Origin of the sequence: Paraburkholderia flagellata (assembly GCF_021390645.1) — a bacterium.
GTDB classification, from domain to species: domain Bacteria; phylum Pseudomonadota; class Gammaproteobacteria; order Burkholderiales; family Burkholderiaceae; genus Paraburkholderia; species Paraburkholderia flagellata.
Genome location: NZ_JAJEJT010000003.1, coordinates 1,227,197 through 1,247,209 on the forward strand (window position 1 = coordinate 1,227,197; position 20,013 = coordinate 1,247,209).

Genomic DNA, 20,013 nt, shown 5'->3' on the forward strand with positions numbered 1-20,013 from the left:
ATGTCGATCGAAAAAGTTCTCTACCGCGCCCATGCTACCGCTGCGGGTGGCCGCGATGGCCGGGCCACCGTATCCGAAAGCAGTCTGGACCTGAAGCTCGTCACGCCGCGTGAACTGGGCGGCGCTGGCGGTGCCGGCACCAATCCCGAGCAGTTGTTCGCCGCCGGTTACAGCGCCTGCTTTCTTGGTGCCATGAAATTCGTCGCGCATCGCGACGGCATCGCTATCCCGGCGGACGTGTCGGTGGCTGGAAGCGTGGGCATCGGCGCCATTCCGACGGGTTTTGGCATCGAGGTCGAACTTAAGATTTCGCTGCCGGGACTCGATCGGGCAATAGCACAAACACTGGTCGAGCGCGCTCACATCGTCTGCCCGTACTCGAACGCGACGCGCGGCAACATCGACGTAACGCTCACACTGATCTAAACGTTCACGACTCGTTCAACACTTCTATCGATTCGGAATCGCCGGCATCAAGGTGTTCGCGTCGGGTGGCATGGTGTATTCGCGCACCAGGTCCGCGGTGTGGGCGATTTCCGAAGGGCTATGCCAGGGAACTGGCGAGAAGATCCGCGGCATGTGTCAAGCCGGGTGCTGTGGACAGCGATCTTAAATACAGCACGGCCGGTAAAAATGTCGAAACGGTGCCGAAATTCTAGAAGAGCGCCATCTTGGCCAATTCAGTTGCACGGGCCATCGCCTTTGAGGTCGAGTAACCAGCAGGCGTGCACATCAACCAGATCGTGGTGCGGCCCACGAAGCAAGAGTTTTGGTTTTACGAGTAACCGGGAAGGCAGTGAGCCGCACTCGCATGGCTAATATGACGGTTTTTGACGAAAGCATGGATGGCTTCAACACACGCGAATAAGTCCCCTCAGTGGCGCAAATATTTCTCTCTTGCGCCTCGCTTCATCGACGAAATGGAGTGCGTCATCGCGGTGTTGTTGGCGATTGGAATGGGACATTATGTCTGCACCAGCAACGTTTCGTGGGCGGCGTTCTCCGGCTACATGGTGATGCGAGGCCATGTAGCCGACAGTTTTTCCCGTGGATTCATGCGTATTGTCGGCACCGGCTGCGGTGCCGGTTTGGCTGTGTGTCTTATTCCCGCAGTTGCATCATCGTGGCTACTGGCGTCACTGGCTGGTGGTTTGATTGCCGGTGTCTCTCTATATGGCGCGATGACGCAGCGTCACGCATATGCGTGGCTGTTCGTTGGCCTGACTTTCGGCATGGTGATGCTTGATGCGATGGAACACCCCAGCCATTCACCCGTTCGGTTTTCTACTGAACGTGTTTTCGAAGTCGGAGCCGGAACCGTAGCTTGCATGCTCGTCAGCGCGGTATCGAATTGGACGGTGCGTCGCCGCTGGCCGGCTGAACGTGCTTCACCGACCCGAGAATTCCGCTGGCATCCGGGCGCAGCATTTCATGCGATGCAAGGCGCCACCGCGATTGCACTGCTACCGATGATCTCGCACTTTTTCCGAGTCCCGGCCTTGTCGCAAGGCGCAGTCAGCATCATGGTCGTGATGTTCGTTCCACTCGCAAGCATCGCTCGTTGCGGCTTGGTACCGGTCAGCCGACGATTGGTCCTGAGGCTCATTGGTTGCGTTGCCGGATGCGCGCTGGCAACACCCGTGCTGTTGGCCGCACATGGGAGTGCCATCATTCTAATCGTCGGCACCATCGTTGGCGTCATGCTTGGCCGCCATCTGGAGAACAGTGGAAATGCGTTTTCTTATGCAGGCACCCAATTCACGCTGGCCATTCTTGTGATTCTCGTTCCCGATAACTACGCGCATGCTGAACTGACGCCCATATTGACGCGTTTGGCGGGCATTGTTTTAGGTTTTGTATTGCTGGAAGTGGTATTGGTTATTTGGTGCTTGTTTGAATGGCTACTCAAACCGGATAAAAAAATTTCATGGATATTTGATGATAGGTGAGGGTGGTGGAAAAATAAGATTTTATATCGTTACTGATTTAAGTTATTCTCGATAAATTTCATTTTTACGCATGCGGATGAACGCTTTATATTGAGAATCTCCCTTAATCTCGCTGTGTCCCGTTGTGCGAATAACTATGAACAAGCCTGACATCAATTCCGTAGTCGGACTCACAGAGCCGGACCGACGCTAACGCAGGATGAGTTTGTGGGTCATTGAGGCGAGCTACTGAAGACCCTGAACAATGTCGACGTGAGCTTGGCTTCAACGGACCGTTACATACGTGACCACGACGCCGCGTTCGAGCAACAACCCTTCGACGTCGCGCAGGCTTAGGCAGAACCGAAAATACCAGCTAACTAACAGTGCAACTAACGACCACGACGCGAAAGTCGCGCCCGTGGTAAGGCGATTTCGTCTTTTTCAATGCCTCATTCTACTGTTGCCTGAGGCGCACTAACTTGGCGGAGTCCAGTTCGAAGTAGGTCAACTGATTGACTGAGGAAAATACGCGACCCCACGAAGAGCCGAGCGGGTGGCGCCCCCTATCCAAATTCCATCAGAGGTGTTGTCGACTCGAATCTGGCACGGACGTTTAAGAACAGTTCCCTGGCTGAACGCGTAAGCTTTGGGTGTGCTATCGTCAAGCGCGAGTCGCTGCGCCACGCCCGCGACAAGACTGCCTGTAGCAGGATCTTCCGGTACGCTGTCTCCGGCAATGAATGCCCTGATCTCGTAACTGACTTCTGTACTCGGTGGATCCTTTTTCCAAGGTGCCATAACACCGACCGCTAGTCCCTCAAGCATTGCATAGTTGGGCTTGAGCGATAGAAGCTTTTCGCGGTCATCTATCGCGATAACCATCCACCCGGCGCCGTTGTCAACCCATTGCGCGCTCGTTACAGTGGCTCCAGCGGCTTCCAAACACAGTCCTGCGCAAACGCGACGCAGCACTCGCTCATCGACCTCGCCCGACACGACAAGGGGGGGCGCGCGGAAAGCGAGGCCATCCGCGAATTTGCGCACTGTGACCAGGCCTACGCCACACTCCTGGACAAATTCGTTTCTGTTAGCAATATGGTTTTTTTCTATCCAAGCGTGACACGTGCCCAATGTAGGATGTCCAGCGAAATCGAGTTCGCGCAGCGACGAAAAGATTCGTACCCGATAGTCGGCACGCGAGTCCAGCGGATTCATGACGAAGACGGATTCGCTAAGATTGATCCATCGTGTGAATGCGATCATCTCGGAGTCCGTAAGCTTATCGGCATCAAATACGACAGCGACGGGATTTCCGCCGAATGCAACGTCACTAAAGACGTCGACCACGCTATAGGGAAGCTGCACGCAAGGCCTATTATTTTGATCGGGTTGACCGGGCTCGAACCGTCTTAGCGCAACGGGAGAAGCAAACTGCCCGGGGCATGTCGGAGTCCATCGGCCTTGGCGCTACGCCGTCCGCGTGAGTAGCGCCTGGTTCCGAATATCGGCGACCTCTGCGTCAATTGACGACACATACCCCTGCCATCCGACGCCTTGTGAAGCACTCGCTTGAAATTACCTTGTGCTGACAACCATGCACAGCAGTCACGGGACAACCAACACGATGATTGACCTGCTCAGTGTTCTTTACATGAGGTACTGCCTGCTTGAGGGGAAGTGCTCCGTAGCCTAACTGGGATGCGTCACTGGAAGCAGAGACCGCTTCGGCGTTTGCGCAAGGGTCCATTGGTCAGTTCTGTTTCGTAAGAATGCGATTGGGTCCAGGCAACGCCGCCTGGGCACATTGGCGTTCCGGGCGCCGCGCGGGACGACATCGCTGAGGCCGGACATGTAACGATATTGTAGATTGCGACTGCTAAAAGGTGGCATCACGCCGCTCGACGTCGCCATGCGCCAGGAGACACGCCGACGATCCTGTGGAACACGCGGCTCAAGTGGCTTTGATCCGCAAAGCCGCAGGACGCCGCGATCGCCGCAAGCGTCATGTCCGTGGCGTCCATGAGCCGTCGCGCCTGCTCCGTGCGCTTTTCCAGCACCCACTGATGCGGCGTCTGCCCCGTTTCCTTCGTGAATGCGCGGATGAAATAGCCGCGCGACAAGTTGCATTCGCGCGCGACGTCTGCGATCGAGAGACCGTTTCGAGAAAAGTCGAGCAGCATTTCTTTCGCGCGGGCTGCGCAGGCACGCGAGAGTGCCCCCTTTACGCGTTCGTCGGCGGCCCGCAGGTTGCCATATTGACGCGAGAGATGCGTGCCTATCGCCACGCCGAGCTGTTCGATGAGCAGCGTGTTGGCCGGGCTGGACGTTTCGAGGCTGATAGTGAGCGCGCGCGAGAGATGGCCGAGCACCATGTCTTCCTGGTCGACCGCGCAGGTCAGCCCTTGGACAGGAGGCACGTTGTGCTCGTCGGTCAGGTGACTCAAGAAAGCGTGAGACAACTCGACCAGCAGAAAGTCAAAATTGCCGTACAGATCGGCCCGGAAATTCTCGGAGAAGTCGCGAATATAGATCGAGTTGTCATGAAAGCGCCGATCGCTTGTCCGCGCCCCGCGGAAGATCTTGCGCCGGTGGCCGCTTCGCAGCGAGATGCCCACGAGAAAGCCACGCTCGCATCCGGGCATCGCGATACGTTCCAGCTCCAGCTTGTCCATGCGCTTGCGAAAGAATGTCATGCCGCCGTTATCGACTTGCAAATCCTGGCGCAGATTCGTGCAAACGCACCCGAGCGAGTCTTTCGAACCGGTTGATGTATTCGACATGAGCGGTGATGAATTCATCGGAGTGATCTGTACGTCTGATAGGGCGTGGTAGCGGTAACACTTCTTGATTATGCCGCAGAACGGATGAGTGCGTTGGCCGCGCAGACGCAAAAAAGTGGGCGCAACTTCGGGGTATCGACTTGTTTTATTGTTCAGCGTCCGGCCGGCACCTTGCCGACATCTGAATGTGGAATTAAGCATATTTAAATGCCGGAAAAGGACCTTTCAGTTCCGCGTCAGTAAGCTTTGTTTCCGATGCAGTGCATGGCTTGCTTGCATCGTGGACAGAGCGACCCGAAGACGTGGACATCAACGAGATCGTGCTGCTTCAACCCGACCTCTGTGCTCTCGGGAAAAGGATATCGCTTCACCCTCCGTCTGGAGTGACGTCCTGTTCAATGAGTGCCGTATCGCTATTTATTGAAGGTATCTCCGTCCAACCCACTATTTGCATCAGATCCGTCATTTGAGTCCGCATGGGAGTGCGTTCCGAAGATCTGATGAAGCCCAATGAGTCGAAGCCTCCAAGCTTCGATAGTGAGAATTAAGCTGTAACTATTCGATACACAACCTCAAGAGGTGATTCCATGAAGTTTTCGTGCAAAGCACTCGCGGGCGCTTTCGCTGTGCTGCTCTCTTCGGCTGCCCTCGCGCAGACCACGGTACCCAGCGCAAACACTCCGACCATGGAGCAGATCCGCGCAGAGATGCGCGCCGACAAGGCCGCAAACCGCGCGCTCGCAAAGAAAGTTAAGCAGGCCATCTACCACACGAAAGGTCTGTACGATACCAACATAGCCGTCTTCGCCAAGGCGAGAACGGGAGAGGTGATCCTTGCGGGCTTGATCATGGGCGAGCCGCAGGATCAGATCGCCCAGAGCGTCGCGTCGAAGGTCCAGGGCGTCCAGTCCGTGACCAGCAAGCTCACGGTGTATGAAGCTCCCTGACAAGACCTTTGGTAGCGCAGCGCAACTATCGACCTCGACTACCGCTCGGTAATGCGTCGACAAGACGACGCCACGAGCCTAGGTAGCCCGCCTGGCCCGTCATGGGCCCGGCGGACTCTTGGCACTTTCTGTGGATCCACATTGAGTCGCGGTTATCAGCGTCAGTTCCAAGCATGCCTAATTTTCCCTGGCGCGATGGTTGTTGCCTCTGATGGAGATTCAATCTTACATACACAGCATTCTGTAACGCAGGTACCAACGAACGTGCAAGACGATGACTTCACGGCCGAAACGTTGGCCTTTGAGCAAGAGGGATGCGGACAAGATCCTCCCATTATTTCAACGAGGTCTCGAAGGCTGAGCTTGTAACGCAGATACCAACGCACACACAGGACGATGACTTAGCGGTCAAAGTGGCGGCCGGTGAACAGGCTGTCGATGTCTCCCAGCTTACTCATAGCCTGCTCGCGCTCGTCACAACCCGAACTTAACCTACCGGTGGCTCGATTTGCACCGGAGCCCTCTCAAGCATCCAGCACTCTCCAGCACCACCTGGAGCAGCACGTTGGCGCCAGCCTCGGCCCATTCGGGCGTGATGGCCTCGGCTTCGTTGTGGCTGAGCCCGTCGATGCACGGCACGAAGATCATGCCCGTGGGCGCGACGCGCGCGAGATAGCAGGCGTCGTGTCCTGCACCCGAAACGATATCGGCATGCGGCAAGTCCAGGGTCACCGCCGCGCGCCGCACAGCGTCGATGCATGCAGGCGCGAACGGGACCGGTGCGTAGTCGAAGATCTGCGTGATCGTGTGAACAAGCTGCGCTTTCTGCGCCACACGCGCAAGTTCAGCGCGAAGTTGCGTATCGAGCTCGGCCAGCACGCCCGAGTCCGGATGACGAAACTCCACCGTGAAAAAGCATCGCCCCGGCACCGTGTTGCGCGAGTTGGGCCTGGCCTCGATCATGCCGACCGTGGCGCGCCCATGAGGCGCGTACTTGCGCCCCAGCGCCTCGACGAACGTAATCATGCGCGCCGCGCCGGCCAGCGCGTCGCGGCGCAGGTCCATCGGCGTGGTGCCCGCGTGCGCGTCCACGCCAACGAGCTCGATTTCATACCAGCGCTGCCCCTGACCCGCCGTCACAACACCAATGGTCTTGCCGCTGCGCTCGAGTATCGCGCCCTGCTCGATGTGCAGTTCATACGCAGCATGCACCGGCGTGCCGCCTACCGGTTCGTCGCCCGCGTAGCCGATCCGCGCGAGCGCCTCGCCAATCGTCGTGCCCGAGGCATCGGTGCGCGAGAGCCCGTATTCGAGCGCATACACGCCCGCATAGACGCCCGACGCGATCATCGCCGGCGCGAAGCGCGAGCCTTCCTCGTTAGTCCAGATCACGGCCTCCACCGGGTGCTCGGTCTGCACGCCGGCGTCGTTGAGCGCGCGGATCACTTCGAGCCCGCCCAGCACGCCGTAAATGCCGTCGTAGCGGCCGCCGGTCGGCTGGGTGTCGGCGTGCGAGCCGGTCAGCACGGGCGCGGCGTCGGGATTGCGTCCCGCGCGCCGCGCGAAGACGTTGCCCATCTTGTCGACGCGAATCGTGCAGCCCGCCTCGCGCGCCCATCGCACGAACAGGTCACGCCCTTCGCGGTCGAGCTCGGTGAGCGCAAGGCGGCACACGCCGCCCTTTTTTGTTGCGCCAATCTGCGCCATACGTTCGAGCGAGTCCCATAGCCGCGCGCCGTTCACGCGCAACGCGGCCAGGTCAAACGCGCCGTCCGGCGCGGCATGTTGTGAGCACTCAGTCATCGGCGCATTCCACTGCCACCGGCTTCGCAACGCGCATGCGATAGCGGAAATCGCAGCGCTTGCCGCCTTGCATGATGGTGCTCGTTCGCGTGAGCTCGACCCGCGGGTCATAGCCCGAAATGAATTCGCTGTCGCGCGCGCAACTCAGCAGATGGCCGATTTCGCCAAGGCCCATGGCGTGATACATCTCGGCGTAGGCGCAGCGATGCACGTCGTAATCGTAGGCTTCGTCGTCGGCGCGCAGCGTTTCCACGTCGAGCGCGTCGTCCTTTTCCCAGAGCACCTGGAGCGCGACGAACGATGCGATGCTCGTGCCATTCGGTTCGCGCGCCGCGAACTGGCGGCCCGCATCGATAGCCGCGCCGCGCACGGCCTCGGCAATCGCGGCCTGGGCGCGCTCGATGCCGAAATCGCGCTTGAGGATCTCGTAGATCGGCTTGATGATTTCCGCTTCGATGCGCCTGCGCGCCAGAATGCCGAGCGTCTCGCCGTTCACGCCACTCTCGTCCGCGACGGCTTCGCGTTGTTGCTGTGTCATCTTCGTCTCCTCGTTACATCGTTTCGTTCAACGGGCTGCGGTCTTCGTTGGCGTCTTCGCGGGCACGCCACCGCCGAGCACGTCCACCACGGCCCATTTGCCGTCCTTCACCTGGTAGATCGTATAAGCGGGATCCACGAGATTGCCTTGCGCATCGAAGCCGATCGTGCCGGTCACGCCGTCACGGCGAATCGAATGCAGCACCGCGACGATTTTCTTCGGCGCGACGGAATTGGCCTGCTGGGTAGCGGCGATGAGTGTCGCTGCCGCGTCATAGGCGAACGGCGCGTGCAACTCGATCGGCGCATGCCAGCGCGCACGGTATTCCGCGTCGAACGCCTCGCCGCCGGGCATACGATCGAGCGGACTGCCTGGCTCCAGCGCCGTCACGCCGTCGCCCGATGCTCCGGACAGCGTGAGGAAGGTCTGGCTCACGAAGCCGCCCGCGCCGAGCAGCTGCGCCTGGATATGCAGCTGGCGCATGCGGCGCACGAGCGGCGCGGCCTGGGCGTCGAGACCGCCAAAGAAAATCAGGTCGGCACGCTTCGCCTTGATGGCCGTGAGTACGCCGCTGAAATCGAGCGCCTTGTCGGTCACGTATTCGTGATCGATCACCGTGCCGCCGTTGGCCTGCACGCCCTTAATGAACTGGTTCGCGAGTCCCGCGCCAAACGCGGTCTGATCGTCGATCACGGCAATGCGCTGCGCCTTCAGTGTTTTCACGGCATAAGCGCCGGTGTAGGCGCCGCCATCGTCGTCGTGGCCCATGATCCGAAACGCGGTGTCGAAGCCTTGCTGCGTGTATTGGTGGCCTGTCGAAGCCGGCGCAATCTGCGCGATGCCCGCATCGTGGTAGACGCGCGCGGCCGGCACGCTGCAGCCGGTGTTCCAGTGGCCGACCACGCCAACCACGTGACGGTCGACGAGCTGCTGCGCAACCGTGACGGCAGTGCGCGGGTCCGACTGGTCGTCGCCGCTCACAAGCTTGTAGACCACAGGCTTGCCGGCGATGGTCGGATGCTTCGCATTGGCGTCGTCGACGGCGAGCTGCGCGCCGTTTTCCAGGTCCTTGCCGATGCGCGCAGATGCGCCGGTCAGCGGCGCGGCGAGCCCAATCAGCACCACCTGTTCGTCCTGGGCGTGCGCAACGCCCGTGAAAAGCGACGCCGCAAGTGCGGCGACCGGCAACAGCAGAGCTTTCTTTTTCATGCTTATCGATTCCGATGAGCCTGTGTGTGGAGGCGGTTGCATGCGCGCCCCGAGGATCCAAGGCGCGAAGCCTTAAATAGTGAGGAAGATTAGCTTTTTGTGTGCCGTGACCTAAATTACGTTTGGTTTCATAGATATGCCACCGCTTCAATAACCCTCTTAACTAACTGTTTTATATGGAAAAATCGAATGGAAAATGTGTTGGGCACATTTCGATATAATTCGACACATGAATAAAATTCAATCCATCGCCGACGATCCGCCCCTGCGGGCAGTGCGCGCGTTCGAGTCGTTCGCGCGTCATGGCTCGGTCGCGGCTGCCGCGCGCGAACTCGAGATCACCGCTTCGGCCGTGAGCCATCAGCTCCAGGTGCTCGAATCGTTCGTGCAAACGCCGCTGACGATTCGCCGTGGCCGCTCGCTCGTGCTCACCGACGAAGGCCGTGACTACTATCGCTCGATCAGCACGGCATTTTCGGTGCTGCGTAGCGCCACGGGTTTCGTGCGCGAGCGCTCGTCGCGGCGCCAGATCACAATCAGTCTGATTCCGCTCTTTGGCATGGGCTGGTTCATTCCCCGGCTGCACGACTTTCTGGGGGCCAATGACGATGTGGACGTGACGGTGCTCTACGCGAATCACCGCAACTACCGCAGCGACGCCGCCGATTTGTCGATCCGGTTCGGCACCGGCGACTGGACCGGCTATACGAGCACGCCGCTCATGTCCGGCGCGGTCGTGCCCGTATGCACGCCGCGCTTTTTGAAGCGCTACGGGCCGCTGCGCAAGCCTGCGGATCTTGCGGGCGTGCCGCTCGTACACGATGAGGACCGCAGTACGTGGGCGAACTGGCTGCAAAGCATGGGTGTGCGCCACATTGCGCGCACCGAGGGGCCGCTCTTCGAAGACGGCCAGCTGACCTTGAGCGCCACGCTCGCCGATCTGGGCGCGGCGCTCATGCGCGCGCCGCTTGTCTCCCGCGAGCTCGCGTCAGGTGCGTTGCGCAAGCTCTTCGATCACGAACTCGACGACGGACGACACTACTACCTGTGCTGGCGCGCCGGCGCCGAAATGCCGGACGGCGCGCAGCGGCTCGCGCAATGGCTGCTGGAATCGACGAAAACGCGTTGATGTGGCTCCGGTGTAAATCGAGCCACCGGTAGGTTAAGCTCGGGTTTTGACGAGCGCGAGCAGGCTATGAGTAAGCTGGGAGACATCGACAGCCTGTTCACCGGCCGCCACTTTGAGCGCTAAGTCATCGTCCTGTGTGTGCGTTGGTATCTGCGTCTCACCGCGCGGTGCGCGAAATGAAGGCGGAGCAGTTTCTGCCCGCGGACACAACGTTGCGATCGTCCAGGTATTTGAACAATTTGATCGAGCCGGATCATCGCAACATCAAGTCCCGGGTCAATGCAGTGCTCGGCTTCAAACGCTTCAGAAATGCGGCCATTACGATATCGGGCGTCGAGTTGATGCATCGCATTCGCAAAGGCCAGTTCAATCTCGCACGGTTGCGCCTCAAAGATGAAGATGCCACTGCGCCCGCTGTTTGGAAGGCAGTTCTTTCAGCATGACGGTGCAATCCTGAACACGCCGTTTTTCGCTCGCGCTCGTAATTTGCACTACAGCCCGACCGACGGCGCCCGGCCGATCGCTGCCCGATGCGCCCAGCCGTAGTCGAGGTGCGACTGCCGGTCATTTGGGCGAACGCATTCGTCCCGGCGCTATCCGTCGCCCGAAGCGATCGCTCGCTCGAACTACATCACCATGGGATTGGTTTGTTTTCCCAGCGCGTGAAATTCCCTGTCGGGCTGTCCGGGCCCAGCAGCGCAACGCGCACCGCCTCGCGTGCGCCTTCCTCGACAGTCTCCGTGCCGGCATAGCCGTTGAGGTTCGTGCTGGTATAGCCCGGAGAAACGGCGTTGACTTTGATACCCTCAGGCTCCAGCTCGATTGCCATGGCGACTGTCAACGCGTTGAGCGCCGTCTTGGATGCCGGGTAGACGGGGCCGAAAATCGCGCGGTAGGCGAAAGCCGGGTCCGAATTCGTCGTCAGCGACCCAACGCCGCTCGACACGTTGACGATGCGGGCCGCCGGCGCCTCGCGCAGGAGCGGCAGCATTGCCTGGTAAACGGCGAGGACGCCAAATACGTTGGTGTCCCACACTGCGCGCATTTCGGCGAGGGGCACGTTGCTCGGACGGGTCGTCCTCGCGTACGCCTCGACGGACTGGCCGGGCTGTCTGTTCGTATTCGAGATCGCCGCGTTGTTGATGAGCACATCGAGACGACCGAACTCATTGCGAATGCGCTCCGCCGCAGCGTCGATCGAAGCCTGATCCGTCACGTCGAGCTGAAGCGCGCGTGCGTGCGGCCCCACCTCCGTCGCCGCAGCCTCGCCGCGCTCGAGATTGCGCGAGCCGAGCAGCACGGTGAATCCGTGAGTCACGAGATCCTTGGCAATCTGAAGGCCGATTCCCTGGTTTGCCCCGGTGACCAGAGCGATAAGTTTGTCCTGCATGGCAGTCTCCCAGTTGTATTGCGTCATAGCGTGGCCCTGAAAGTCAATCAGCGGACCTCGGCCGCCCAGGCTTCGGCGTCGGCGCCGGCCGGGATATGCATCGGCGATGACGGGTCGGTCGCCGCGCGCCACACGGCTTCGGCGACGTCCTGTGCGTGGGTAATCGGGGAAGACGTATCCTCCAGCCGCGCGACGACCGCCCTGGCGAGATCGGCATAGGCCTCGTGGTCAAAGCCATGTATGTGGTCGCGCGCGTTCTCGCCGAAGCGGGTGTCGGGCGCGCGGCCCGGCAGCACCAGGTGTGCCCGGATGCCGAACTGCGCGAGTTCCAGCGCCATCGACTCGGTGAAGGCGTTCACGGCCACCTTGCTCGCACGGTACGCGGCGAGCAGGGGGAGTGCCTTCAACGTCACGCTCGACGTGACGTTCACGACGACACCGGCCTTGCGCTGCCGGAACTGGGGCAACACCGCCTGCGTCAATGCGATCGTGCCGAAGGTGTTGGTTTCGAAGAGCTCGCGCACCGTCGCGAGCGGCACGAGTTCGGCCGGGGAAGCCGCGCCGAAGCCCGCGTTGTTCACGAGGACGTCGATCGGGCCGGCGAGCTCGACCGCCTGGCGAACGCTCTCCGGATTCGTGACGTCGAGCGCCAGTACGCGCAGGCGTTCCGACGGCGGCAGTACGTCGGCGCGCGGCGTGCGCATCGTGGCGACGACCTGCCAGTCGCGGGCCAGAAAGTAGCGGGCGATCTCGAGGCCGAAACCGGAAGAGCAGCCGGTGATCAGGACGGTTTGCATGGGCGATCCTATGCAGTGGTTCGTGTGATCTCCTACGATAGGTGCCAAGGGCCGTACTTGCTACAATCAATAATCCGAATATCGTTCGCGAGAGTCCGGCGATGATCGATCCGTTGGCCGACGTGGTGATGCTGCTTCAGCCGGGTGCCCGGTTCTCGAAACTCGTCCACTGCGCGAGCCCCTGGCGCACCGGTCGTTCGAATGCCGGGCAGCCGTTCTATTGCGTGATCCTCGAGGGCGGGTGCCGCATCGCAATCGACGGACACGAACCCATCAAACTCCTGTCGGGTGACTTCGTCCTGATTCCCGCGGCATACGGCGTCGCGATGTCCAGCCTCGAGCCGCCGCCGGGCATGGAAACGCCGGCGCCCGTCGCGTTGGGCAACGGTGAATTCAGAATCGGTCCCCTCGGCAATCCGGTCGACGCGCGAATGATGGCGGGTCATTGCAGCTTCGGTTCGCCGGATGCACCGCTGCTGGTTTCGCTGCTGCCGCAACTCGTCCATGTGCGCGGCGAACAGCGGCTGGCCACGCTCGTGCAACTCGTGCGGGAGGAATCCCGCGAGCAGCGGCCCGCGCGCGAAGTCGTGCTCTCACGGTTGCTGGAAGTGCTGCTCATCGAGGCGCTGCGTTCCACGGCAGGAGGGACGAACGCGTCACCGGGTCTCGTAAGCGGGCTCGCCGACTGCCGCCTCGCGGCCGCGATCCGCGGGATGCACGCCCTCCCGGCGCATTCGTGGACGGTCGCCGAGTTAGCGAAGGAGGCCGCGCTTTCGCGCTCGACCTTCTTCGAGCGCTTCAGCCGTGCGCTCGGCGTCGCGCCGATGGAATATCTGCTCACCTGGCGCATGGCGCTCGCGAAGGATCTGCTGCGCCGTAACGAAGGGCGGGTCGCGGAGATCGCGGAGCGCGTCGGCTATAGCTCCGCCAGCACCTTCAGCGTGGCCTTCACCCGACACGTTGGCCGGCCGCCGACGCGATATGCGCGTGACGAACAGGCGGCCGCGAACGGCGCATAACACGGCGCACATAGCCTGTTGCTGGATCTGGATACGCGCCCTGAATCTCGGCTCAGGTACATCCTGAGCCTCTTTCTTGTACCCGTATCAGGATATCCGCGTTTCACACGACTTACGTGCGGACACACAATTCGTTGTTTCAGCACCATCAGTCAGCGAAAGCGTCTATATCGCCCAAGCTAACTGCCGAACTCATTGGAAGGCCTACCCCAGAGAAGCTTCTCTCTTTGACTGGCAGGTCGACGTCGGATGCGCGTTGGACAACGTACCACGTCTACCAATGGCGAATCCGTGATGAACGTTATCAGGTGTAGCTATCCATTCGCTGGCATCAAAACCCACAATCGCCGGCCTCCGCTTTTCGAGTTCGCTTACTTCTGCGGGGAAGGTCAATGTGGGCGATGGCAAGAAGGGTTGCCATCTAGTCAGTCTTGCTCGAGCTTTCCGGCCTCCGGATATGAAAACTCCGTAGTAGATGGTGCGGTCGTGCCTTGAGCGCGACGTCCACGCCGTTCGGATAGTCGCTCCTTACCAATGGGGCGTTGAAAGTGAAGGGCGACTTGCGGAGAGGGGCACGCGACACCTTCAACGCAAAGCTCCTGCGCTCGCGCAACTTCGTCCCTACGCAGGTGACCAGCGGCAGTCGAAGCTAAGAAGATCGCTCCTCGCCACCCGTCACCAGAGCGATCTGCCAGAACTCCCCTCGAGGCACTGAATTGACTATTTGGGGCTGTTTTTTTGGAGGGGTCCGCGCGATCCGCGAACTGGGCTCCCGCTGGCGCCGACTCTAATTCCACTCTCGAACGCGAACTTCATACAGGCTGCGGAAGTTCCGCATCATCCGCCTTGACAAATTCGCCATTCGCCAATTCCGCATCCGCAAAACAATCGCGGCACTCATCAGATGTCGGAGGCCGACATTTGCGACAGAGGACTGCCAAGTAGTCTATGTCCACGGTTCTCCGAATGAAGCCGCTCACGTGCACTTCGTGGCTCTCTACGTAAGTGAGATGGAACTCGTCCATTTCCACGGGCGCACGACACTTTGCGCAGAGTTCGAGGGGCCCGATGCCAGGGCAGCGAATTGGGACACCTTCCTTAACCATCACGAGGTGACGCCGGGCCGCAGCGCAGGCTTGGCTGCAGTAGCATTCGAGACCGTAGCTGCCCACAATTTCGACCGAGGGCATTTCTCCGCGGTAATCGACACGCTCCCACTCTCTGGAGATAGAGAACACAGAGACGCGGAATCTTCGCTTGCAAGTGAAGCACTCGTATTCATCGTCGAACGAGTCCATCGCTCCTCCCACTGAACTCGCCACGCGAAAGGACTAACAGGACAACCGGCATTCGCAAGAATGAGCCGTAAGCTAAAGCCGACTATCGTCCTCGGAACTCGCCGACGACCCTGACTCGGCTCGAACTGAGGCAGAGCTTCGGGCTGCAGGTTGGTCAAACAGTCGAGCTACCTGCGATTGTCATCTCCGGATTTTCTTGGAAAACCATTTATAAAACAATTAACTAGGCTCGTTTTCTGCAGACCGGGTTTGTTTGCGAGGCGAAATTCTCGGACCAAGTTTATTTGCAAGGATTTTGGCTAAGTGTCTGATTTTTAAGGGAGGACGTTTGCGTCTAGCGTTTGGCAGTGACTCAAGGGCGGCCTCTGGTAATTTTTACAATGCAGCGAGAGGACGTTTGGCCAAGGGAGGGAGTTGCCTGCAAACCCCTATGGCGTAAGGAGTCCAACGGCGAGGCCGATTTTTCAGGACAGTTTTATTTGCGAAGAATCGTAAGAACAACTTTGTTTGCAACAGATCAGGTTTCGTTTGCCGATCACCACACCTGGCAGGGCCGGCATCCGCGAAGTTCCGAAGCGCGCCTTGACATCCATTTAGATGATGACTACCATCTAAACCACATCGAAGCACGGAGCACGGTCATCATGAGGAAGTCGAAGGTCGAAACGGCGCAAACGCGCGAGCGCATCGTGGAAGTCGCGGCCGGGGCATTCAGGGCGAACGGCATCCACGCAACGGGCCTCGCCGACGTGATGGCCGCCGCGGGGCTTTCGCATGGCGGCTTTTATCGCCATTTCGAGTCGAAAGATCAGCTGGTCGCCGAAGCCTGCGAAGCGGGCCTTGCCGGTATCGTCGAAAACCTCGCCGCGGCCGCTGATGGGGCAGCGGACGGGGACGCGTTCCGGGCAGTGGTGGACGCGTACATGTCCACCGGCCATCGCGATGCGCGCGCGAACGGCTGCCCGCTGGCCGGCATGGGCAGCGAACTGGCACGTGCGGACGACGCGACGCGCGCGGCGGCGTCGCGCGGCTTCTACGCGCTCGTGGACATGCTGGCAAAGCGCATGGCTACGCCGGAGGAAGAAGCGGAGCGCTCGCAGGCCGTGTTCGCGCTCTCGGCCATGATCGGCGCGCTGACCATGGCGCGCATCATCCCCGACCAGGACGCTTCCGCGTCGCTGCTGGAAGACGTCAGGCAACACATCGAATCGCTTTGAACGAAAGCTGTCGTCAGAGACTGGCGATCCAGTTCGCGTCATTATGTGCATATGCACTTTAAAAGGAGAACTCCTCATGCAACAGCGTAAATTCCTGATTACTGGCGCGACGGGCAAAACCGGCGTGCACGTGGTCGATAACCTGCTCGAAGCCGGACACGCGGTGCGCGCGATGGTCCATCGGGAAGACGCGCGCAGTGCCGCGCTGCGAGCCGCGGGCGCCGAAGTCGTGGTCGGCGATCTGCTCGATCACGACGACCTGATTCGCGCTACCTCGGGCGTGACGGGCGCTTATCTGTGCTATCCCGTGCGGCCCGGGTTCATTCAGGGCACCGCGTATTTCGCAGACGCCGCCCGCCGGGCCGGTCTCGAAGTCGTCGTGGAAATGTCGCAGATTTCCGCGCGCGAACAGGCGAAGAGCCACGCAGCGCGCGATCACTGGATCGCGGAGCGCGTGCTCGACTGGTCAGGTGTACCGACCATTCATATTCGCCCGACTTTCTTTTCCGAATGGCTGATCTTCCCTTGGGTGCGCGACACGATCGTCAAGGAAGGGCAGATCACGCTGCCTTACGGCGCGGGGCGCCATGCGCCGATCGCCGCCGTTGACCAGGCCCGCTTCATCGCCACGGTGCTCGCGCAGCCGTCGGGGCATATTGGCAAGACCTATGAGCTTTGCGGTCCCGTCGAACTCGACCACCACGGCATTGCCGATGAAATCGGCAAGGTCATCGACCGGAAGATCGTCTATCGCCCGGGCACGCTCGATGAATATCGGGAGCATTTGCAGAAGTACGACTTGCCCGAGTTTGCGATCCAGCACTTCATTGAGGTCGCGCTCGATTACCAGAACGGCGTGTTCAAAGGGGTCGACAGCGTCATCAAGCAAGTCACCGGGAAGGCGCCGCTGACTGTCGAGGCGTTCGTTCGCGCCAACCGCGAGCTTTTCCAGTCCTGATCCAAACGACTATCTACTTACTTTCCAGTGCTCATTAAGGAAATTCAAAATGAAGATCAAGAATTCCGTTGTGTTCGTCACGGGCGCAAGCCGCGGCCTCGGTCTGGCCTTTGCACGCGAGGCGCTCGCGCGCGGGGCCGCCAAGGTCTACGCAGGGGTGCGCAACCCGACAGGCTTTAGCGAGCCCGGCATCATTCCCGTCAAGCTCGACGTGACCGATCCTGCTTCCGTCACGGCGGCGGCGAAGATCGCGTCGGACGTGACGCTGCTCGTGAACAACGCGGGGATCGCGGAAATCCTCGAGTCACCGCTTTTGGCAGAGGCGGAAGAACAGGCCCGGCGCATTTTCGAAACGAACTTTTATGGCGTCATTCGCACGACTCGCGCGTTCGAATCCGTGCTGCCCAGTGATGGAAACGGCGGTGTGATCAACGTGCTCTCCGATGTCTCGTGGCGAACCGTACCGTTCATCGCGCCGTATTCCGCCTCGAAGGCGGCGGCGTGGAGCTATACGAACAACATCAGGCTGCATTTCAGGGCGCGCAATGTCGGCGTGGTCGGCGTGCATGTCGGCTTCGTGGATACCGATCTCACCAAGGATTTCGACGTGCCGAAAATCAGTCCCGTCGATGTCGTTCGCCAGGCGTACGACGCACTCGAAGCGGGCGAAAGCGAGGTGCTGGCGGATGCGGGAAGCCGTGAGTTGAAGCAATCGCTTTCTGCTGCCGTGCCGGGCTACATCGATCCCACGGTGCTTCAGGCATGGCAGTACGGGACCGATCAAACGCCTCTGGGCAAGTCCAGCTGAGCATCGAGCCCAACGATTCGCCCATCCACCACCCGATTGCGCAGCACGAGCGTGCCGCCATGCGCGGCCGCCACGCTGCGCGCAATCGTGAGCCCCAACCCCGTGCCGCCAGGCGCATCGCTGCGATGCGAATCGATGCGGAAATAAGGCTCGAACACGCGTTCGAGCAGCGCGGGCTCGGCGATGCCGGGGCCGTTGTCGCTGATCACCACGCGCACGGCATCTTCAACGTCGCTCACGGTGACGCTCGCCTCGCCGCCATAGCGGATCGCGTTGTCGAAAAGATTCTGCAGGCAGCGTTTGAGGTTGCGCGCAAAGCCCGGAATGGGCGCGCGCACGCTGCCCGTCACGCTCACACGATGGCCCTGTTCGCATGCATCGCCCGCCAGGCCCTCGAGCATCGAAACGAGGTCGATGCGCTGGCGTGGTTCGGTGATCTCGACGCCCTGCACGGCGTCGAGCGTGGCGCGCACCATGCCTTCCATGTCGTCGAGGTCGCCGCGCAGACGCTCGCGCGAAGCCGGGTCCGGCAGCATTTCCACCCGCAAACGCAGCCGCGTGAGCGGCGAGCGCAAGTCGTGCGAGACCGCGCTCAGAAAGCGCGTGCGCGCAGCAAAGCTGTCGATCAACTGCTGCTGCATCGCGTTGAACGAGTGCGCCGCATTGCGCACTTCGCGCGGCCCCGCCTCGGCGAGCGGCGCGCGGTAAATGTTGCGCCCGAGCGCTTCGGCCGCCGAGGCGAAGCGGCGCAATGGCGCAAGCGCGAAGCGCACCGCCACCATCGCGATCAGGCACACGGCGGCGAAGCGCAGCAGATAGATGCGCAGCAGGTAATCCATCACGAGCGCGCCGCGCTCGGTATGCATGCCCGCCTGGCCTTCGTTCGCGTGGATATCGAGCCAGCCTTGACCCGGCACCTCGAGTTGCACATGAAAGTCGCCGGTGGGCATGCGCGAGTCGAACAGACTCAGCACGCCGCCTTCGCGACGCGCGCCGTCGCGCACCTGCGCGTCGATGAGATGCACGTCGATGGGCTCGGAAAGGCGCTTGCGGATCACGCCCTCGATCAGCCCTGCGGTGGCGCGCTGCGCGAGCGAAAGCGTTGCGGGCACCGGCAGCGGTGCGCCTTGCACCCACTGAAGGCGATAACGGTCATCGCTGAGTGTGCCGACGATCGCCTCGCGCGTCGCGGGATCGGGCGCGCGCTGGATGAGGCGCACCGTATCGGCGAGACGGCTGCCGAACAGGCGCGCTGGAATTTCGAGCGTGCGGTTGTCGTGCGTTTCGAACCAGATCGTGCTGGTCAGCAACTGCCCCGCGAACATGCCCGCCGCGAGAATCACGACGAGGCGCCCGAAGAGCGTGTCTGGCCAAAGCGGCCAAAGGCGCAACCTCGATGCGCAATGAGCGAACCGCCTCACGCTTCGTACCCGACGTCGGCCACGAGCATATAGCCCTCGTTGCGCACGGTGCGAATGAGCGTGGCCTCGCGCGCCGAATCCTTGAGCTGCTGCCGCAGCCGGCTCACGCATACGTCGATGGCGCGGTCGAGCGGCGTCATGCTCTTGCTGAACACCTGGTCGAGCAGAAATTCGCGCGAGAGCGGGCGGTTCGGGTGGTCGAGCAGGGTGCGCAGCGTACGGTAGTCCGAGCCGCCGAGCGAGACGACCACGCCGTCGGGCGAGCGCATCTGCTTCATGCGCGTGTCGAGGCGCCAGCCCGCGAAGGTGATGAACGCGTTCGCGTCGGCGGGGCGCGTGCCCGGCACCGCGCGCGTGCGGCGCAGGACCACCTTGATCTTGGCGAGCAGCTCGCGCGGATCGAAAGGCTTGGGCAGATAGTCGTCGGCGCCCATTTCGAGGCCAAGGATGCGGTCGAGCAACCCGCCGCGCGCGGAAAGAATGATGACGGGCGTGTCGTGGGCCCGGCGCAGCTCGCGCGTGAGGTCGAGTCCGTCTTCGCCGTCGAGCATGAGGTCGAGCACGATCAGGTCGACCTGGGCGGTGCCGAGTATCTGCTTCATCTGCGCGCCGTTGGTGGCGGCGCTCGCCTGGTAGCCCATCTCGCGCAGGTAGTCGCGCAGCAGTTGCCGGATGTTGGCGTCGTCGTCGACGACCAGTATGTGATCCATCTTTTTCTCTTGCTGCCGCGGGACGTACGCCGCGCCAACACATTCCATTACAAAACGG

17 protein-coding genes and 3 pseudogenes are annotated in these 20,013 nt (G+C 61.1%); 9 read left to right on the top strand and 11 right to left on the bottom strand.

Annotated elements, in window-relative coordinates; all coding sequences use genetic code 11:
* Together L0U83_RS29230 and L0U83_RS29235 are read left to right on the top strand one after the other, a co-directional pair.
* Positions 1–426 carry an organic hydroperoxide resistance protein gene (locus tag L0U83_RS29230; protein ID WP_233887614.1) on the top strand — a complete coding sequence of 142 codons (426 nt, stop codon included), beginning with the start codon at positions 1–3 and terminating at the stop codon, positions 424–426.
* A 419-nt stretch (positions 427–845) separates the two neighbouring features.
* On the top strand, positions 846–1,949 hold the full coding sequence (locus L0U83_RS29235) for an FUSC family protein (protein ID WP_233887615.1): 1,104 nt from the start codon (positions 846–848) through the stop codon (positions 1,947–1,949).
* Positions 1,950–2,216: 267 nt separating this feature from the next.
* Here L0U83_RS29235 and L0U83_RS29240 read toward each other — a convergent pair.
* From L0U83_RS29240 to L0U83_RS29250, 3 genes and pseudogenes are all read right to left on the bottom strand, one after another.
* Positions 2,217–2,331: pseudogene (locus tag L0U83_RS29240) on the bottom strand (IS6 family transposase); the annotation flags it as partial.
* A 104-nt stretch (positions 2,332–2,435) separates the two neighbouring features.
* The gene (locus L0U83_RS29245) at positions 2,436–3,296 is read right to left on the bottom strand and encodes a PhzF family phenazine biosynthesis protein (protein ID WP_233887616.1); all 861 of its coding nucleotides are present in this window, start codon (positions 3,294–3,296) and stop codon (positions 2,436–2,438) included.
* A 524-nt stretch (positions 3,297–3,820) separates the two neighbouring features.
* Positions 3,821–4,729: a helix-turn-helix domain-containing protein gene (locus L0U83_RS29250; RefSeq protein ID WP_233887617.1), complete on the bottom strand. Its 909-nt coding sequence runs from the start codon at positions 4,727–4,729 to the stop codon at positions 3,821–3,823.
* A gap of 569 nt (positions 4,730–5,298) precedes the next feature.
* Here L0U83_RS29250 and L0U83_RS29255 point away from each other — a divergent pair.
* Positions 5,299–5,658 carry a hypothetical protein gene (locus tag L0U83_RS29255; RefSeq protein ID WP_233887618.1) on the top strand — a complete coding sequence of 120 codons (360 nt, stop codon included), beginning with the start codon at positions 5,299–5,301 and terminating at the stop codon, positions 5,656–5,658.
* A gap of 332 nt (positions 5,659–5,990) precedes the next feature.
* On the opposite strand, the pseudogene L0U83_RS29260 reads toward L0U83_RS29255, so the two are convergent.
* From L0U83_RS29260 to L0U83_RS29275, 4 genes and pseudogenes are all read right to left on the bottom strand, one after another.
* Positions 5,991–6,116, bottom strand: a pseudogene (locus L0U83_RS29260) (IS6 family transposase); the annotation flags it as partial.
* A gap of 34 nt (positions 6,117–6,150) precedes the next feature.
* Positions 6,151–7,461 carry a Zn-dependent hydrolase gene (locus tag L0U83_RS29265; protein ID WP_233887619.1) on the bottom strand — a complete coding sequence of 437 codons (1,311 nt, stop codon included), beginning with the start codon at positions 7,459–7,461 and terminating at the stop codon, positions 6,151–6,153.
* Positions 7,454–7,999, bottom strand: a complete 546-nt coding sequence (locus L0U83_RS29270) for an L-2-amino-thiazoline-4-carboxylic acid hydrolase (protein ID WP_233887620.1) — start codon at positions 7,997–7,999, stop codon at positions 7,454–7,456. The genes L0U83_RS29265 and L0U83_RS29270 overlap by 8 nt, the downstream gene beginning before the upstream one ends.
* 27 nt (positions 8,000–8,026) lie before the next feature.
* Complete coding sequence (locus L0U83_RS29275) at positions 8,027–9,208, bottom strand: branched-chain amino acid ABC transporter substrate-binding protein (protein WP_233887621.1); 1,182 nt, start codon at positions 9,206–9,208, stop codon at positions 8,027–8,029.
* A 229-nt stretch (positions 9,209–9,437) separates the two neighbouring features.
* Between L0U83_RS29275 and L0U83_RS29280 the strand changes: the two genes are divergently transcribed.
* Both L0U83_RS29280 and L0U83_RS29285 read left to right on the top strand, forming a co-directional pair.
* On the top strand, positions 9,438–10,337 hold the full coding sequence (locus tag L0U83_RS29280) for a LysR substrate-binding domain-containing protein (protein WP_233887622.1): 900 nt from the start codon (positions 9,438–9,440) through the stop codon (positions 10,335–10,337).
* Positions 10,338–10,486: 149 nt separating this feature from the next.
* A pseudogene (locus L0U83_RS29285) lies at positions 10,487–10,780 on the top strand (DDE-type integrase/transposase/recombinase); the annotation flags it as partial.
* 188 nt (positions 10,781–10,968) lie between these two features.
* Here the strand turns inward: L0U83_RS29285 and L0U83_RS29290 are convergent.
* On the bottom strand, positions 10,969–11,727 hold the full coding sequence (locus tag L0U83_RS29290) for an SDR family oxidoreductase (protein WP_233887623.1): 759 nt from the start codon (positions 11,725–11,727) through the stop codon (positions 10,969–10,971).
* A gap of 47 nt (positions 11,728–11,774) precedes the next feature.
* Positions 11,775–12,524, bottom strand: a complete 750-nt coding sequence (locus tag L0U83_RS29295; RefSeq protein WP_233887624.1) for an SDR family oxidoreductase — start codon at positions 12,522–12,524, stop codon at positions 11,775–11,777.
* 101 nt (positions 12,525–12,625) lie between these two features.
* Between L0U83_RS29295 and L0U83_RS29300 the strand changes: the two genes are divergently transcribed.
* From L0U83_RS29300 to L0U83_RS29315, 4 genes are all read left to right on the top strand, one after another.
* Positions 12,626–13,543, top strand: a complete 918-nt coding sequence (locus tag L0U83_RS29300) for an AraC family transcriptional regulator (RefSeq protein WP_233887625.1) — start codon at positions 12,626–12,628, stop codon at positions 13,541–13,543.
* Positions 13,544–15,485: 1,942 nt separating this feature from the next.
* The gene (locus tag L0U83_RS29305) at positions 15,486–16,058 is read left to right on the top strand and encodes a TetR/AcrR family transcriptional regulator (RefSeq protein WP_233887626.1); all 573 of its coding nucleotides are present in this window, start codon (positions 15,486–15,488) and stop codon (positions 16,056–16,058) included.
* A gap of 76 nt (positions 16,059–16,134) precedes the next feature.
* Positions 16,135–17,016 carry an NAD(P)H-binding protein gene (locus tag L0U83_RS29310; protein WP_233887627.1) on the top strand — a complete coding sequence of 294 codons (882 nt, stop codon included), beginning with the start codon at positions 16,135–16,137 and terminating at the stop codon, positions 17,014–17,016.
* Between the two features lie 49 nt (positions 17,017–17,065).
* The gene (locus L0U83_RS29315) at positions 17,066–17,824 is read left to right on the top strand and encodes an SDR family oxidoreductase (RefSeq protein WP_233887628.1); all 759 of its coding nucleotides are present in this window, start codon (positions 17,066–17,068) and stop codon (positions 17,822–17,824) included.
* Here L0U83_RS29315 and L0U83_RS29320 read toward each other — a convergent pair.
* Complete coding sequence (locus tag L0U83_RS29320; RefSeq protein WP_233887629.1) at positions 17,797–19,245, bottom strand: ATP-binding protein; 1,449 nt, start codon at positions 19,243–19,245, stop codon at positions 17,797–17,799. The genes L0U83_RS29315 and L0U83_RS29320 overlap by 28 nt on opposite strands.
* The gene (locus tag L0U83_RS29325; protein ID WP_233887630.1) at positions 19,242–19,955 is read right to left on the bottom strand and encodes a response regulator; all 714 of its coding nucleotides are present in this window, start codon (positions 19,953–19,955) and stop codon (positions 19,242–19,244) included. Before L0U83_RS29325 ends, L0U83_RS29320 begins: the two co-directional genes overlap by 4 nt.
* Positions 19,956–20,013: the final 58 nt, after the last annotated feature.

Excerpts from the sequence above, each read along its gene's own strand:
- L0U83_RS29250 (WP_233887617.1), bottom strand. The coding sequence starts at position 4,729 with ATGAATTCATCACCGCTCATGTCGAATACATCAACCGGTTCGAAAGAC.
- L0U83_RS29280 (WP_233887622.1), top strand. The coding sequence starts at position 9,438 with ATGAATAAAATTCAATCCATCGCCGACGATCCGCCCCTGCGGGCAGTG.
- L0U83_RS29230 (WP_233887614.1), top strand. The coding sequence starts at position 1 with ATGTCGATCGAAAAAGTTCTCTACCGCGCCCATGCTACCGCTGCGGGT.
- L0U83_RS29325 (WP_233887630.1), bottom strand. The coding sequence starts at position 19,955 with ATGGATCACATACTGGTCGTCGACGACGACGCCAACATCCGGCAACTG.
- L0U83_RS29270 (WP_233887620.1), bottom strand. The coding sequence starts at position 7,999 with ATGACACAGCAACAACGCGAAGCCGTCGCGGACGAGAGTGGCGTGAAC.
- L0U83_RS29315 (WP_233887628.1), top strand. The coding sequence starts at position 17,066 with ATGAAGATCAAGAATTCCGTTGTGTTCGTCACGGGCGCAAGCCGCGGC.
- L0U83_RS29305 (WP_233887626.1), top strand. The coding sequence starts at position 15,486 with ATGAGGAAGTCGAAGGTCGAAACGGCGCAAACGCGCGAGCGCATCGTG.
- L0U83_RS29295 (WP_233887624.1), bottom strand. The coding sequence starts at position 12,524 with ATGCAAACCGTCCTGATCACCGGCTGCTCTTCCGGTTTCGGCCTCGAG.
- L0U83_RS29310 (WP_233887627.1), top strand. The coding sequence starts at position 16,135 with ATGCAACAGCGTAAATTCCTGATTACTGGCGCGACGGGCAAAACCGGC.
- L0U83_RS29255 (WP_233887618.1), top strand. The coding sequence starts at position 5,299 with ATGAAGTTTTCGTGCAAAGCACTCGCGGGCGCTTTCGCTGTGCTGCTC.
- L0U83_RS29290 (WP_233887623.1), bottom strand. The coding sequence starts at position 11,727 with ATGCAGGACAAACTTATCGCTCTGGTCACCGGGGCAAACCAGGGAATC.
- L0U83_RS29275 (WP_233887621.1), bottom strand. The coding sequence starts at position 9,208 with ATGAAAAAGAAAGCTCTGCTGTTGCCGGTCGCCGCACTTGCGGCGTCG.
- L0U83_RS29300 (WP_233887625.1), top strand. The coding sequence starts at position 12,626 with ATGATCGATCCGTTGGCCGACGTGGTGATGCTGCTTCAGCCGGGTGCC.
- L0U83_RS29265 (WP_233887619.1), bottom strand. The coding sequence starts at position 7,461 with ATGACTGAGTGCTCACAACATGCCGCGCCGGACGGCGCGTTTGACCTG.
- L0U83_RS29235 (WP_233887615.1), top strand. The coding sequence starts at position 846 with ATGGCTTCAACACACGCGAATAAGTCCCCTCAGTGGCGCAAATATTTC.